The sequence below is a fragment of the Pseudomonas sp. LB3P25 genome, assembly GCF_054897985.1.
Genome location: NZ_CM142711.1, coordinates 1,402,014 through 1,416,143 on the forward strand (window position 1 = coordinate 1,402,014; position 14,130 = coordinate 1,416,143).

The window sequence follows — 14,130 nt, forward strand, 5'->3', positions numbered from 1 at the left end:
TCGCACGCCTGATATACAGATAAGTCCTGATAACGATGGCCCTACTGCAGATCGCCGAACCCGGCCAAAGTCCTCAACCGCACCAGCGTCGTCTGGCTGTGGGGATCGACTTGGGCACTACAAATTCGCTGGTCGCTGCATTGCGCAGTGGTCTTTCCGAACCTCTGGCTGACGCAGAAGGGCGGGTCATCCTGCCGTCTGCGGTGCGCTACCACGCTGATCGCGTCGAAGTAGGCGAGTCGGCCAAGCTGGCTGCCGCCTCTGATCCTTTGAACACCGTGCTATCGGTCAAGCGCTTGATGGGTCGTGGTCTGTCCGACGTCAAGCAATTGGGCGACCAACTGCCGTACCGCTTCGTCGACGGCGAGTCGCACATGCCGTTCATCGACACCATTCAGGGCCCGAAAAGCCCGGTCGAAGTCTCTGCCGATATTCTCAAGGTGCTGCGTCAGCGCGCCGAAGCGACTCTGGGTGGTGAGTTGGTGGGTGCGGTGATTACTGTTCCGGCCTATTTCGACGATGCTCAGCGTCAAGCCACCAAGGATGCGGCCAAACTGGCCGGTCTGAATGTGCTGCGTCTGCTCAATGAGCCGACCGCCGCCGCGGTGGCTTACGGTCTGGATCAGCACGCTGAAGGCCTGGTCGCTATTTATGACCTGGGTGGCGGCACCTTCGATATTTCGATTCTGCGCCTGACCGGCGGTGTGTTTGAGGTTTTGGCTACCGGCGGCGACAGCGCGCTGGGCGGCGATGACTTCGACCACGCAATCGCTGGCTGGATCATCGAGAGCGCCGGTCTGTCCGCCGACCTCGATCCGGGTGTGCAACGCAATCTGCTGCAAACCGCTTGTGCGGCCAAAGAAGCTCTGACCAATGTCGCGGCCGTTGAAGTTGCCTATGGCGACTGGAAAGCCGAGCTGAGCCGTGAAGCCTTCAATGCGCTGATCGAGCCGATGGTTGCTCGCAGCCTTAAAGCCTGTCGCCGTGCTGTGCGTGATTCCGGCATCGAGCTGGACGAAGTGCACGCGGTGGTCATGGTAGGCGGTTCAACCCGCGTGCCTCGCGTTCGCGAAGCGGTCGCAGAAGCCTTCGGTCGCGAGCCGCTGACCGAAATCGATCCGGATCAAGTGGTGGCCATTGGTGCTGCGATCCAGGCCGATACGTTGGCTGGCAACAAGCGTGACGGCAGCGAACTGCTGTTGCTTGACGTGATTCCGTTGTCCTTGGGCCTGGAAACCATGGGCGGCCTGATGGAGAAGGTGATTCCACGCAACACCACTATCCCTGTCGCCCGCGCTCAGGACTTCACGACTTACAAAGATGGCCAGTCGGCCATGGCGATCCACGTATTGCAGGGCGAGCGCGAGCTGATCAGCGACTGCCGCTCCCTGGCGCGCTTCGAATTGCGCGGCATTCCGGCGATGGTGGCCGGCGCGGCGAAGATTCGCGTGACCTTCCAGGTCGATGCCGACGGTCTGCTCAGTGTTTCTGCCCGCGAGCTGGGTTCGGGCGTTGAGGCCAGCATCCAGGTCAAACCGTCCTACGGTCTGACAGACGGTGAAATCGCCAAAATGCTCAAGGACTCGTTCCAGCACGCCAACGACGACAAGGTTGCTCGTGTATTGCGCGAGCAGCAGGTCGATGCCCAGCGCCTGATCGAAGCGGTGCAGGGCGCCCTCGATGTCGATGGCGAGCGCTTGCTCGACGCCGAAGAGCGCATGGTCATCGAATTGCAGATGCAGGAACTGACCGAATTGATGAAAGGCACCGATGGTTACGCCATCGAGCAGCAGACCAAACGTCTGTCGCAAGTGACCGACGCCTTTGCTGCCCGCCGCCTGGACTCGACGGTCAAAGCCGCACTGGCGGGGCGCAACCTGAATGAGATTGAGGAATAACGATGCCGCAGGTCATTTTTCTGCCACACGAGAAGTTTTGCCCGGAAGGCATGGTTGTGGAGGCTGAGCCGGGTACATCCATTCTCGAGCTGGCCCACGAACACCATATCGAGATGGAAAGCGCCTGTGGTGGCGTTTGCGCCTGCACCACCTGTCACTGCATCATTCGTGAAGGCTTTGACTCGCTGGAAGAGGCGGATGAGCTGGAAGAAGACTTTCTTGATCGTGCCTGGGGTCTGGAGGCGCAATCGCGTCTAGGCTGTCAGGCGATCGTCGGGAATGAAGACCTGACTGTCGAAATTCCGAAATACTCGGTCAACCATGCGGCTGAAGCGCCGCACTGATTCAAGGAACTGAAATGAGTCTGAAATGGGTTGATGTGCTGGAAATCGCGATCCAGCTGGCTGAATCCAAGCCGGATGTGGATCCGCATTATGTGAACTTCGTCGATCTGCACCAATGGGTGCTGGCATTGCCGGAGTTCAGTGATGATCCGACCCGCGGTGGCGAGAAGGTGCTTGAAGCCATTCAGGCCGCCTGGATCGAAGAAGCAGACTGAGTCTGCGCCGTACGCAGTTAGGCAATACCAAAGAACCCGCGTATAATTCGCGGGTTTAATTTTTCGCAAATTACCGTTTCTGGAGTTACACCATGGCTGTTCAACGTACTTTCTCCATCATCAAGCCTGACGCTGTTGCAAAAAACGTTATCGGCGAGATCACCACTCGTTTCGAAAAAGCTGGCCTGCGCGTTGTAGCTTCGAAACTGAAGCAACTGTCCAAAGCCGAAGCTGAAGGCTTCTACGCTGAGCACAGCGCTCGTGGTTTCTTCGGCGACCTGGTTGCTTTCATGATCTCCGGTCCGGTTGTCGTTCAGGTTCTGGAAGGCGAAAACGCTATCGCTCTGAACCGTGAGCTGATGGGCGCTACCAACCCTAAAGAAGCTGCTGCCGGTACCATCCGCGCTGACTTCGCTGACTCCATCGACGCCAACGCTGTACACGGTTCGGACTCCGAAGCCGCTGCTGCTCGCGAAATCTCGTACTTCTTCGCAGCTACTGAAGTAACCACTCGCTAAGCATTGGCTTAAGAGTGAAGGTGAATCCATGACTACATCGACTGTAAAAACCAACCTGCTGGGTCTGACTCAGCTGGAAATGGAAAAATTCTTCGACTCAATCGGGGAGAAGCGTTTCCGTGCCGGTCAGGTAATGAAATGGATTCACCACCTTGGCGTTGATGATTTCGACGCCATGACGAACGTCAGCAAGGCCTTGCGCGACAAGCTCAAGGCTATTGCTGAAGTCCGCGGCCCCGAAGTGGTCAGCGAGGACATTTCCACCGACGGCACCCGTAAATGGGTGGTGCGCGTGGCGTCCGGCAGCTGCGTCGAGACCGTGTACATTCCCCAGGGCAAACGCGGCACTTTGTGCGTTTCGTCCCAGGCAGGCTGTGCCCTGGATTGCAGTTTCTGCTCCACCGGCAAGCAAGGTTTCAACAGCAACCTCACTGCCGCCGAAGTCATCGGCCAGGTGTGGATTGCCAATAAATCGTTCGGCAGCATCCCGGCGACCGCCGACCGTGCCATCACCAACGTGGTGATGATGGGCATGGGTGAGCCGCTGCTGAACTTCGACAACGTCGTGGCCGCCATGCATCTGATGATGGATGACCTGGGCTACGGGATCTCCAAGCGCCGCGTTACCCTGTCTACATCGGGTGTGGTGCCGATGATTGATGAGCTGTCCAAGCACATCGACGTCTCCCTGGCGTTGTCCCTGCATGCACCGAACGACGCATTGCGTAACCAATTGGTGCCGATCAACAAGAAGTATCCGCTTAAGATGCTGCTCGAGTCGTGCCAGCGCTACATGTCGTCCCTGGGCGAGAAGCGCGTGCTGACCATTGAGTACACCTTGCTCAAGGACATTAACGACAAGGTCGAACACGCGGTCGAAATGATCGAGTTGCTCAAGAACATCCCGTGCAAGATCAACCTGATTCCGTTCAACCCGTTCCCGCATTCCGGTTACGAGCGTCCGAGCAACAACGCGATTCGTCGTTTCCAGGATCAGCTTCACCATGCCGGCTTCAATGTCACCGTACGCACCACCCGCGGTGAAGACATCGATGCCGCGTGTGGCCAATTGGTAGGGCAGGTGCTGGATCGCACCCGTCGCAGCGAACGTTATATCGCCGTGCGCGAGTTAAGCGCCGAAAACGATATCGCACAGAACGCTGCGAACAATAATTAAGAGAGGATCTCTATGTCCCTGCGCTTCGCGCTGCTTTTGCTATTGGCCAGCCTGTGTGCTGGTTGTGTCCTGTCGGGCGATTTCAACCCGATGAAGACCAGCAAGGGCCGCGATGAGGCGCGCGTTGCCTATGTGCAGCTGGGCTTGGGGTACTTGCAACAGGGCATGACCGAACGGGCGAAAGTGCCGTTGAAGAAAGCGCTGGATCTGGATGACTCGGATCCGGATGCCAACGCTGCGCTGGGTCTGGTATTCCAGGCCGAGATGGAGCCGGAGCTGGCGGATCAGCATTTTCGCAAGGCGTTGTCTTCCCGCCCCAACGATGCGCGAATCCTGAACAATTACGGCAGTTTTCTTTTCGAAGAAAAACGTTACAAAGAGGCCTACGAGCGCTTTGAACAGGCCGCCGCCGATACCTTGTATCCCGAGCGATCGCGGGTGTTCGAGAACCTCGGCATGACCGCTTCGAAGCTGGGGCAGCGCGATCTGGCGCAGCAGCAGCTGGAAAAATCCCTGCGTTTGAATCGCCAACAGCCACGTGCATTGCTGGAAATGGCTGAGTTGTCCTTCGAAGACAGGCATTATGTGCCCGCGCGTGACTATTACGATCGTTTTAGCCTGCTCAGCGAGCAAAATGCACGTAGTCTATTGCTCGGCGTTCGGCTGGCAAAAGTGTTTGATGATCGCGACAAGGCCGCCAGTTTTGGCCTGCAACTAAAACGACTCTATCCCGGTACGCCGGAATATCAGCAATACCTGTCGGAGCAATGATGAAAGCGGCGCATCCCGAAGTTGTAGCAGCGAATCGCGTTAATCCCGGTGAGACCTTGCGCCAGGCCCGCGAAAGCAATGGCTGGTCGCTGGCCGAAGTGGCCCTCAAGCTCAACCTCACCGTCAATTCCCTGAGCAATCTGGAAGCCGGCGCTTTCGACAAGCTGCCTGGGCATACCTTTGCTCGCGGTTATATTCGCGCCTACGCGAAATTGCTGGGCATGGATCAAACCGTACTGGTCCAGCAGTTCGACCAATCCACCGGCACCGACTCCCAGGGCAGCAACGTTCATAGCCTGGGACGTATCGAAGAGCCGGTTCGGGTTTCCCACACCATTTTGCGAATTGTCAGCCTGCTGTTGCTGATCGCAGTGATTGGTGGTGGTTTTATCTGGTGGCAGGACCAAACCTCACTGCGCACCAAAGACCTGATTAGCCTGAGCCCGGAACACGTTGAAGTCGAAGGCGCCGACGGCACCACCCAGATCCATCCGCTGGACGAGCCGGAAGACCAGGCTGTCGCGGAAGGTCAGGCTGAAGGCACAACCGCTCTTGCATTGCCGCAAGCCGAGACGTCGACTGATGCGTCGACCGAAGCTGAAGCAACTGTGCCGATAACCGCACCGACTGCACCCGCGCCAACACCGGCTGCACCGGCGCACAGCACCGCACCGGTTGTCGCAACTCCGGCAACGCCAGTCCCAGCTGTTGCAGCTGTACCGACACAGTCTGCAACTGCTTCGGTTACACCGACCATTCCCGCTCCAGCAGCGGCGGCTCCGGTTGCCGGCCAAGGCCATGTTCAACTGCAATTCACTGCCGACTGCTGGACGCAAGTGACCGATGGCACCGGCAAGGTGCTGTTGAGCGGTCTCAAGCGCAAAGGCGAAAACGTTTCTGTCAGCGGCAAGCCACCGTTTTCCGTGCGTCTGGGCTTCGCCCGTGGCGCGCAGGTCAGCTACAACGGGCAGGTGGTTGATGTCGCTCCGTTCACCAGTGGCGAGACTGCTCGCCTGAAGTTGGGTCAATAAGTCATGCACGGCGAATCTCCAATCAAACGTCGCGAATCCCGCAAGATCTGGGTCGGTAACGTGCCCGTTGGCGGCGATGCGCCTATCGCTGTGCAGAGCATGACCAACAGCGACACCAATGACGTAGCAGCCACCGTGGCCCAGATCAATCGTCTGGAAGCGGCTGGCGTCGATATCGTGCGAATTTCCGTGCCCGACATGGATGCCGCCGAAGCCTTCGGCAAGATCAAGCAACTGGTCAAAGTACCGTTGGTTGCCGACATCCACTTCGACTACAAGATCGCTCTGCGCGTAGCCGAATTGGGCGTTGACTGTCTGCGAATCAACCCGGGCAACATCGGTCGCGAAGACCGCGTGCGTGCGGTAGTCGATGCCGCCCGTGATCGCGGGATCCCGATCCGCATCGGCGTCAACGCCGGTTCCCTGGAAAAAGACCTGCAAAAGAAATACGGCGAGCCAACCCCGGCCGCGCTGGTCGAGTCGGCCCTGCGTCACGTCGAGCACCTTGAGCGTCTGAACTTCCAGGACTTCAAGGTCAGTGTGAAAGCCTCCGACGTGTTCATGGCCGTCGCCGCCTACCGCTTGCTGGCCAAGGAAATCGTCCAGCCGCTGCACCTGGGCATCACCGAAGCCGGTGGTTTGCGTTCAGGCACGGTGAAATCCGCCGTGGGCCTCGGTATGCTGCTCGCCGAAGGGATTGGCGATACTATTCGCATCTCGTTGGCGGCCGACCCGGTCGAGGAAGTGAAAGTCGGCTACGACATTCTCAAATCCCTGCACCTGCGTTCCCGTGGCATCAACTTCATTGCCTGCCCGAGCTGCTCGCGGCAGAACTTCGATGTGGTCAAAACCATGAACGAGCTGGAAGGGCGCCTCGAAGACCTGCTGGTGCCGCTGGATGTCGCGGTCATCGGTTGCGTGGTCAACGGGCCGGGCGAAGCCAAGGAAGCACATATCGGCTTGACCGGCGGCACGCCAAACCTGATTTATATCGACGGCAAGCCGTCGCAGAAACTGACGAATGACAATCTGGTGGATGAGCTTGAACGCTTGATCCGCCAGAAAGCGGCCGAAAAGGTCGAAGCCGACGCTGCCGTTATCGCGCGTGGCTGAGCCTGACTAAAGAGCCGAACGAATTTAAGGATTTATAGTGAGCAAGTCTCTGCAAGCCATACGTGGCATGAACGACATCCTGCCCGAGCAGACTCCCCTGTGGCGTCATTTCGAGGGCACCGTCTCGCGTCTGCTGGATAACTACGGTTACAAGCAGATCCGCATGCCGATCGTCGAGTTCACCGAGCTGTTCAAGCGCTCGATCGGTGAAGTGACCGACATCGTCGAAAAAGAGATGTACACCTTCGACGACCGCAACGGCGACTCGCTGACCCTGCGCCCTGAAGGCACGGCGGCCTGCGTACGTGCGGTGCTTGAGCACGGCATCACCGGCGGTGGCCAGGTGCAGAAACTCTGGTACATCGGCCCGATGTTCCGCCACGAGCGTCCGCAGAAAGGCCGTTATCGCCAGTTCCACCAGATCGGTTGCGAAGTGTTCAACCTCGACGGTCCGGACATTGATGCCGAGCTGATCGTGCTGACCTGGCGCCTGTGGGGCGAACTGGGCATCCGTGATGCGGTCAAGCTCGAGCTCAACAGCCTGGGCACTGCCGAGTCCCGCGGTCGCTATCGCGAAGCGCTGGTCGAGTTCCTTTCGGCCCGCCTGGACAAGCTGGATGAAGACAGCCAGCGCCGTCTGAAGACCAACCCTTTGCGGGTTCTGGATACCAAGAACGCCGATACTCAAGCGGTCCTGGTCGACGCGCCGAAAATGGCCGACTACCTGGATGAAGAATCCCGCGTGCACTTCGAGGGCCTCAAGGCTCGCCTGGACGCCGCCGGCATTCCTTACGTGATCAACCCGAAGCTGGTACGCGGGCTGGATTACTACAGCAAGACCGTTTTCGAATGGGTCACCGATCAGTTGGGCGCCCAGGGCACTGTGTGTGCCGGCGGTCGCTACGACGGTCTGGTCGAGCAGATGGGCGGCAAGCCGACCCCGGGCGTAGGTTTCGCCATGGGCATTGAGCGCCTGGTGTTGTTGCTTGAAACCCTGGAGCAGATCCCGGAAGAAATCTCCCGTCAGGTCGACGTCTACCTCTGTGCCTTCGGTGAAGCCGCCGAGCTGGCCGGTCTGGCCCTGAGTGAACGTGTTCGTGATCAATTGCCCAACCTGCGCCTGCAAGTGAATGCCGGCGCCGGCAGCTTCAAAAGCCAGTTCAAGAAAGCCGACAAGAGCGGTGCGTTGTACGCGCTGATCCTCGGTGACGACGAAATGGCCCAGCAAGTGGTAGGTTTCAAACCCCTGCGTGGCCAGGGCGAACAACAAAGCATTGCCTGGGATGCGCTTGCTGCACACCTGGCCACCTGCGTCGTGCAGGGTTGAAGCTGTCAAACAGCTGATTTAGCGATTAAGGAGTATTGGGGTGTCGAGTACCGAAGACGAACATCTGGCGGATTTGAAGGACTGGTGGACACGCAACGGCAAGCCCCTGGTCACTGGCGGCCTGTTGGCGCTGGTCATCGTGTTCGGCTGGCAGGCCCTTCACAAGTATCAGAGCAATCAGTCGCAAGGCGCCTCGATGCTCTATCAGCAACTGCTGGAAACCACGCTGACGCCAGACGGCAAGCCTGATGCCGCCCGTGTTGCGGACCTGGCCGGCAAGCTCAACAGCGAGTTCGGCGGTAGCGCGTACGCGCAATACGGCAGCCTGTTCGTGGCGAAAGTCGCGGTCGACAGCGGCAAGCTGGATGACGCAGCCAGCGAGCTGAAAGCCATCGTCGCCAAACCGGCCAACCCGGCGCTGGGCGAAATTGCTCGTCAGCGCCTGGCGCAGGTGCTGGCCGCGCAGAACAAGGCTGATGAAGCCCTGAAATTGCTCGAAGGCGATGCCGATAAAGCATTCCTGGCTACTCGCGAAGAACTCAAAGGCGACCTGCTGGTGCAGTTGGGTCGTACCGACGAAGCGAACGCGGCGTATCAAAAAGCCAAGGCAGCACTGTCGGATGAAGCGGCGGTCGGTGGCCTACAAATCAAGCTGGACGACCTGGCCAAAGGGGATGCGTGACGTGATTCGTTGGAAACATGCAGCATTGCTGGCTCTGGCCATACTGGCCGCGGGTTGCAGCAGCAACAGCAAAAAAGAACTGCCACCGGCCGAGTTGACCGACTTCAAAGAAGAAGTGGTTCTGCAAAAGCAGTGGAGTCGTTCGATCGGTGACGGTCAGGGCGAAACGTACAACATGCTGGTTCCGGCGATCGATGGCGATACCATCTATGCCGCCGACGTCACCGGTGTGGTGATGGCGATGGATCGCAGCAATGGCGACGTCAAATGGAAGAAGGACCTTGAACTGCCTGTTTCCGGCGCCGTTGGCGTGGGTTACGGTCTGGTCACGTTCGGTACAATCAAGGGTGAAATCGTTGCCCTGGACGCCATCAACGGTGAAGAGAAATGGCGCGCTCGCGTGTCCAGTGAAGTCCTCGCACCGCCTGCCAACAACGGTGATGTCGTTGTCGTTCAGACTCAGGATGACCGTCTGATCGGTCTGGATGCAGCTACCGGCACGCAGCGCTGGTTGTATGACAGCACTCCGGCGGTATTGACCCTGCGCGGCACCAGTGCGCCGATCGTCACCAATCGCCTCGCGGTGGCTGGCCTGTCGACCGGTAAAGTGGTCGCTCTCGATATTTCCAACGGCGTGCCGGTGTGGGAACAACGTGTAGCGATTCCACAAGGCCGTTCGGAACTGGAGCGCGTTGTCGATATCGACGGTGGCCTGCTGCTTTCCGGCGGTACGCTGTATGTCGCCAGCTATCAGGGTCGCGTTGCGGCACTGGATCTGGAAAGCGGTCGTCAGCTCTGGCAGCGTGATGCTTCCAGCTATGCCGGTGTCGCCCAGGGTTTTGGCAACGTTTACGTGAGCCTGTCTTCGGGCACCGTTGAAGGCGTCGACGAACGTTCCACCACAGCTTTGTGGAGCAACGATTCGCTGGCCCGTCGTCAACTGTCGGCTCCGGAAGTGTTCTCCAGCTATGTTGCAGTCGGTGATATGGAAGGTTACCTGCATCTGCTGAGCCAGGTGGACGGTCGTTTCGTCGGCCGCGAGCGCATCGACAGCGACGGCCTGCGTGCCCGTCCGCTGGTGGTGGGTGACACGATTTATCTGTATGGCAACAGCGGCAAACTGGAAGCCCTGACCATTAAGTAAAGGTTTGACTATGCTTGGGGTTAAACCCCAGGCAGCCCCGTCCCACGGGGTTCGCAGCGCCCTCAAGCGCTGCCCCGAGCACCAGCCGCTGCCTCGCAGCGGCTTTTGTATTTTCTGAAATAACGAAGTGGAGAGCCGCATGGTTCCCGTAATCGCCCTGGTGGGCCGACCGAACGTCGGCAAGTCCACCTTGTTCAACCGCCTGACCAGGACTCGCGACGCCATCGTCGGCGACTTGTCCGGTCTGACCCGTGATCGCCAATACGGTGAGGCCAAGTGGCAAGGGCGTTCCTACATTCTGGTCGACACCGGCGGTATCTCCGGTGACGAGCACGGTATGGACGAAAAAATGGCCGAGCAGTCGCTGCTGGCCATTGAAGAAGCGGATGTCGTTCTGTTCCTGGTAGATGCCAAGGCCGGTTTCACCGCCGCCGACCAGATGATCGCCGAGCATTTGCGCAAACGTAACAAGCGTTCTTACGTGGTTGCCAACAAGGTCGACAACATCGACCCTGAAATGGCCCGCGCTGAATTCGCCCCGTTGGGCATGGGCCACGCGATCCCGATCGCCGGTGCTCATGGTCGTGGCATCACCCAGATGCTGGAAATCGCCCTGAGCGACTTCCCGAAAGACGACGAAGAGCCGGAAGATGGCGAAGAAGAGATCGTTGCCGAAGGCGAGGAAGCCAAGCGCATTCCTGGCCCTAGCGAAAAAGACGGGATCAAGATCGCGATCATCGGCCGCCCGAACGTCGGCAAGTCGACCCTGGTCAATCGCATGCTCGGTGAAGACCGGGTAATCGTCTATGACGAGCCCGGCACCACCCGCGACAGTATCTACATCCCGTTCGAGCGTAACGACGAGAAGTACACGCTGATCGACACCGCCGGTGTGCGCAAGCGCGGCAAGATCCATGAAGAAGTCGAAAAATTCTCCGTGGTCAAGACCCTGCAGGCGATCAAAGACGCCAACGTGGTGATCTTTGTGATGGACGCCCGCGAAGGCGTGGTCGATCACGATCTCAACCTGCTGGGCTTCGCCATTGAGTCGGGTCGTGCGCTGGTGATCGCGATCAACAAGTGGGATGGCATGACGCCGAGCGAGCGCGACTTCGTGAAGGTCGAGCTGCAACGTCGACTGTTCTTCGTTGACTACGCCGACATTCACTTCATCTCGGCCCTGCACGGCACGGGCGTGGGCAACCTCTACGCCTCCGTACAGAACTCGTTCAAGTCTGCGGTCACCCGCTGGCCAACCAACCGCCTGACCACGATTCTGGAAGATGCGGTTGGTGAGCACGCGCCACCGATGGTCAACAACCGTCGGATCAAGCTGCGTTATGCCCACTTGGGTGGTGCTAACCCGCCGATCATCGTGATTCACGGTAACCAGATCGAGAAGGTGCCGAAGTCTTACGTTCGTTACCTGGAAAACACTTACCGTCGTGTCTTGAAGCTGGTCGGTACGCCGATCCGCATCGAGTTCAAGGGCGGCGAGAACCCGTACGAAGGCAACAAGAACACGCTCACCGACCGTCAGGTCAACAAGAAGCGTCGTTTGATGACTCACCACAAGAAAGCCGACAAGAAGCGCCGCGACAAGCGCTGATTCACAACCCCACACCATTTTGTGTGTGGAGCTGTTGTGGTGAGGGGATTTATCCCCGTTCGGCTACGAAGTAGTCGTAAACCCTGCACCGCGGTTTATCTGACAGACCGCAGTGGATGGTTTTGGGGCGGCTACGCCACCCAACGGGGATAAATCCCCTCACCACAGCGTAATGCGGTGATGTTTAGAAGAAGGGTGCCAGCAGGCGCCCTTTTTTTATGGGCGTCGTTTGGGCTATCCTCGGGCTCTCCCGCGCCGCCGTAGAGCCGGGTGTAGAGCAGGGAATCACCGATGATCACCAGTAAGCTGCCGAATGTCGGCATCACTATCTTCACTCAGATGTCTCAGCTCGCGGCGCAAACCGGGGCGCTGAACCTGTCCCAGGGTTTTCCCGATTTCGATGCCCCGCAGGCGCTGTGCGATGCGGTCGGTCGGCATATCGCCAATGGCCACAACCAGTATTCGCCGATGACCGGCCTTGCGGCATTGCGTCAGCAGATTGCGGCGAAGATCGCCCGCAGCTACGGCGTCAATGTGGATGCCGACCATGAAGTGACAGTCACACCCGGTGCGACTCAAGCGATCTTTTGCGCCATTCAGGCAGTTATCCACAGCGGTGACGAAGTGATCGTCTTCGATCCGGCCTACGACAGTTATGAACCTTCGGTTGAGCTGGCCGGTGGTCGCTGCGTCCATGTGCAGTTGGGCCTGAATGACTTTGCCATCGACTTTCTGAAGCTGGGTGAAGCCATTACGCCGCGCACGCGGATGATCATCCTTAACAGCCCGCACAACCCTAGCGGCGCGCTGATCAGTCGTGCCGAGCTGGATCAGCTGGCGGCGTTGATCCGCGACCGCGACATCTATGTCATCAGCGATGAGGTGTACGAACACCTGGTGTTCGATGGTGTGCCCCATGTCAGCGTGTTGGCCCATGAAGAGCTGTACCAGCGTGCATTCGTGGTCAGCTCCTTCGGCAAGACCTATCACGTCACTGGCTGGAAAACCGGCTACGTGGTCGCACCGCCGGCCCTCACCGCCGAGCTGCGCAAGGTTCACCAATACGTCAGTTTCTGCGGCGTGACGCCGCTGCAATACGCCCTGGCCGACTTCATGGCCGAGCACCCGGAACACGTCGAAGAACTGCCGGCTTTCTATCAGGCCAAGCGCGATCTGTTCTGCGATCTGCTGACGCCATCGCGCTTCAGTTTCACCCGAGTGGCCGGCACGTATTTCCAATTGGTCGATTACTCGCAGATCCGCCCGGACCTCAATGATGTCGAGATGGCGTTGTGGATGACTCGCGAACATGGCGTGGCGAGCATCCCGATCTCGGTGTTCTACCAGACCCCGCCCGAAGGCCAGCGCCTGGTGCGCCTGTGCTTCGCCAAACGCGAGGAGACCCTGCGTGAAGCAGCGGCAAAACTATGCGTGATCTGAGTGCGCTACCCAATCTGAACATCGCGCTGATCCAGACCACCCTGGCCTGGCACGATCGTCAGGCCAATCTGGAGCATTTCGAGCCGTTGCTGGAACAGGCTCGCGGGGCGGACCTGATCATTCTGCCGGAGATGTTCACCACCGGTTTCTCGATGGAGTCCGAGACCCTCGCCGAGTCGGAAAATGGTCCGACCAGCAAATGGCTGCGGGTTCAGGCAGCGAAACTCGATGCGGTGATCACCGGCAGCGTGATCGTCCAGGCGGCTGACGGCAGCCACCGCAATCGCCTGTTGTGGGCGCGGCCGGACGGGGAGGTGTGGCACTACGACAAGCGCCATCTGTTCCGCATGGCCGGTGAGCACAATCACTACACGCCGGGTGAGCGTCAGGTGCAGTTCGAGCTGAAGGGCTGGCGCGTGCGGCCGCTGATTTGCTACGACCTGCGCTTTCCGGTCTGGAGCCGCGATGCTCAGGACACCGATTTGCTGCTGTACACCGCCAACTGGCCGGGTGCACGGCGTCAGCACTGGAACCGCTTGCTGCCGGCGCGGGCGATCGAAAACCTTTGCTATGTGGCGGCGGTGAATCGCATTGGTACTGATGGAAAAGGTTTTGCGTATACCGGCGACAGCCAGGTGCTGGACTTCCAGGGGGAGACGCTACTCAGTGCGGGCGAAGCGGATGGCGTGTTTCAGGTCGTTCTGAACGCTGCAGATCTTCAGGCTTATCGCACGCGGTTTCCGGCGAATCTGGATGCTGATACCTTCGAGTTCACCTGAAATTGTCGTTGCCTGGCCTGCCGTCATCGCGAGCAGGCTCGCTCCCACAGTAGATCGTGTGAACCCCCAATTTTGTGTTCAT

14 protein-coding genes are annotated in these 14,130 nt (G+C 59.0%); all 14 read left to right on the forward strand.

The genetic code is table 11. The features are described from left to right. The first annotated feature begins 35 nt into the window (after window positions 1–35). The 14 genes from hscA (at window position 36) to ACYZTW_RS06195 (ending at window position 14,048) form a co-directional block, all read left to right on the forward strand. Complete coding sequence (hscA, locus tag ACYZTW_RS06130; RefSeq protein ID WP_462004152.1) at window positions 36–1,898, forward strand: Fe-S protein assembly chaperone HscA; 1,863 nt, start codon at window positions 36–38, stop codon at window positions 1,896–1,898. A gap of 2 nt (window positions 1,899–1,900) precedes the next feature. Then, window positions 1,901–2,242 carry an ISC system 2Fe-2S type ferredoxin gene (gene fdx / locus ACYZTW_RS06135; protein WP_033061467.1) on the forward strand — a complete coding sequence of 114 codons (342 nt, stop codon included), beginning with the start codon at window positions 1,901–1,903 and terminating at the stop codon, window positions 2,240–2,242. Between the two features lie 14 nt (window positions 2,243–2,256). Further along, window positions 2,257–2,457, forward strand: a complete 201-nt coding sequence (gene iscX, locus ACYZTW_RS06140) for a Fe-S cluster assembly protein IscX (protein ID WP_095079942.1) — start codon at window positions 2,257–2,259, stop codon at window positions 2,455–2,457. Window positions 2,458–2,549: 92 nt separating this feature from the next. After that, entirely contained in the window at window positions 2,550–2,975 is a 426-nt protein-coding gene (ndk, locus tag ACYZTW_RS06145; RefSeq protein ID WP_007916882.1) for a nucleoside-diphosphate kinase, read from the forward strand. A gap of 28 nt (window positions 2,976–3,003) precedes the next feature. Further along, entirely contained in the window at window positions 3,004–4,152 is a 1,149-nt protein-coding gene (rlmN, locus tag ACYZTW_RS06150) for a dual-specificity RNA methyltransferase RlmN (RefSeq protein WP_059403385.1), read from the forward strand. A 12-nt stretch (window positions 4,153–4,164) separates the two neighbouring features. Next, window positions 4,165–4,923 carry a type IV pilus biogenesis/stability protein PilW gene (pilW, locus tag ACYZTW_RS06155; RefSeq protein ID WP_462004153.1) on the forward strand — a complete coding sequence of 253 codons (759 nt, stop codon included), beginning with the start codon at window positions 4,165–4,167 and terminating at the stop codon, window positions 4,921–4,923. Further along, complete coding sequence (locus ACYZTW_RS06160) at window positions 4,923–5,954, forward strand: RodZ domain-containing protein (RefSeq protein WP_462005707.1); 1,032 nt, start codon at window positions 4,923–4,925, stop codon at window positions 5,952–5,954. The genes pilW and ACYZTW_RS06160 overlap by 1 nt, the downstream gene beginning before the upstream one ends. 3 nt (window positions 5,955–5,957) lie before the next feature. Next, complete coding sequence (gene ispG, locus ACYZTW_RS06165) at window positions 5,958–7,067, forward strand: flavodoxin-dependent (E)-4-hydroxy-3-methylbut-2-enyl-diphosphate synthase (RefSeq protein WP_010457850.1); 1,110 nt, start codon at window positions 5,958–5,960, stop codon at window positions 7,065–7,067. A gap of 37 nt (window positions 7,068–7,104) precedes the next feature. Continuing rightward, window positions 7,105–8,394, forward strand: a complete 1,290-nt coding sequence (gene hisS, locus ACYZTW_RS06170; RefSeq protein ID WP_462004154.1) for a histidine--tRNA ligase — start codon at window positions 7,105–7,107, stop codon at window positions 8,392–8,394. A 40-nt stretch (window positions 8,395–8,434) separates the two neighbouring features. Continuing rightward, window positions 8,435–9,076 carry a tetratricopeptide repeat protein gene (locus tag ACYZTW_RS06175; protein WP_462004155.1) on the forward strand — a complete coding sequence of 214 codons (642 nt, stop codon included), beginning with the start codon at window positions 8,435–8,437 and terminating at the stop codon, window positions 9,074–9,076. After that, window positions 9,069–10,220, forward strand: coding sequence for an outer membrane protein assembly factor BamB (gene bamB, locus ACYZTW_RS06180; RefSeq protein WP_462004156.1), 1,152 nt, complete (start codon window positions 9,069–9,071; stop codon window positions 10,218–10,220). The genes ACYZTW_RS06175 and bamB overlap by 8 nt, the downstream gene beginning before the upstream one ends. Window positions 10,221–10,359: 139 nt before the next feature. Next, on the forward strand, window positions 10,360–11,829 hold the full coding sequence (gene der, locus ACYZTW_RS06185) for a ribosome biogenesis GTPase Der (RefSeq protein ID WP_462004157.1): 1,470 nt from the start codon (window positions 10,360–10,362) through the stop codon (window positions 11,827–11,829). 291 nt (window positions 11,830–12,120) lie between these two features. Then, complete coding sequence (locus tag ACYZTW_RS06190; RefSeq protein ID WP_462004158.1) at window positions 12,121–13,269, forward strand: pyridoxal phosphate-dependent aminotransferase; 1,149 nt, start codon at window positions 12,121–12,123, stop codon at window positions 13,267–13,269. Beyond that, the gene (locus ACYZTW_RS06195; protein ID WP_462004159.1) at window positions 13,257–14,048 is read left to right on the forward strand and encodes an amidohydrolase; all 792 of its coding nucleotides are present in this window, start codon (window positions 13,257–13,259) and stop codon (window positions 14,046–14,048) included. The genes ACYZTW_RS06190 and ACYZTW_RS06195 overlap by 13 nt, the downstream gene beginning before the upstream one ends. The last annotated feature ends 82 nt before the right edge of the window (window positions 14,049–14,130 follow it).

Bases quoted from the DNA above. Each gene is read 5' to 3' on its own strand.
- hscA (WP_462004152.1), top strand. From the start codon at position 36: ATGGCCCTACTGCAGATCGCCGAACCCGGCCAAAGTCCTCAACCGCAC.
- fdx (WP_033061467.1), top strand. From the start codon at position 1,901: ATGCCGCAGGTCATTTTTCTGCCACACGAGAAGTTTTGCCCGGAAGGC.
- iscX (WP_095079942.1), top strand. From the start codon at position 2,257: ATGAGTCTGAAATGGGTTGATGTGCTGGAAATCGCGATCCAGCTGGCT.
- ndk (WP_007916882.1), top strand. From the start codon at position 2,550: ATGGCTGTTCAACGTACTTTCTCCATCATCAAGCCTGACGCTGTTGCA.
- rlmN (WP_059403385.1), top strand. From the start codon at position 3,004: ATGACTACATCGACTGTAAAAACCAACCTGCTGGGTCTGACTCAGCTG.
- pilW (WP_462004153.1), top strand. From the start codon at position 4,165: ATGTCCCTGCGCTTCGCGCTGCTTTTGCTATTGGCCAGCCTGTGTGCT.
- ACYZTW_RS06160 (WP_462005707.1), top strand. From the start codon at position 4,923: ATGAAAGCGGCGCATCCCGAAGTTGTAGCAGCGAATCGCGTTAATCCC.
- ispG (WP_010457850.1), top strand. From the start codon at position 5,958: ATGCACGGCGAATCTCCAATCAAACGTCGCGAATCCCGCAAGATCTGG.
- bamB (WP_462004156.1), top strand. From the start codon at position 9,069: ATGCGTGACGTGATTCGTTGGAAACATGCAGCATTGCTGGCTCTGGCC.
- der (WP_462004157.1), top strand. From the start codon at position 10,360: ATGGTTCCCGTAATCGCCCTGGTGGGCCGACCGAACGTCGGCAAGTCC.
- ACYZTW_RS06190 (WP_462004158.1), top strand. From the start codon at position 12,121: ATGATCACCAGTAAGCTGCCGAATGTCGGCATCACTATCTTCACTCAG.
- ACYZTW_RS06195 (WP_462004159.1), top strand. From the start codon at position 13,257: ATGCGTGATCTGAGTGCGCTACCCAATCTGAACATCGCGCTGATCCAG.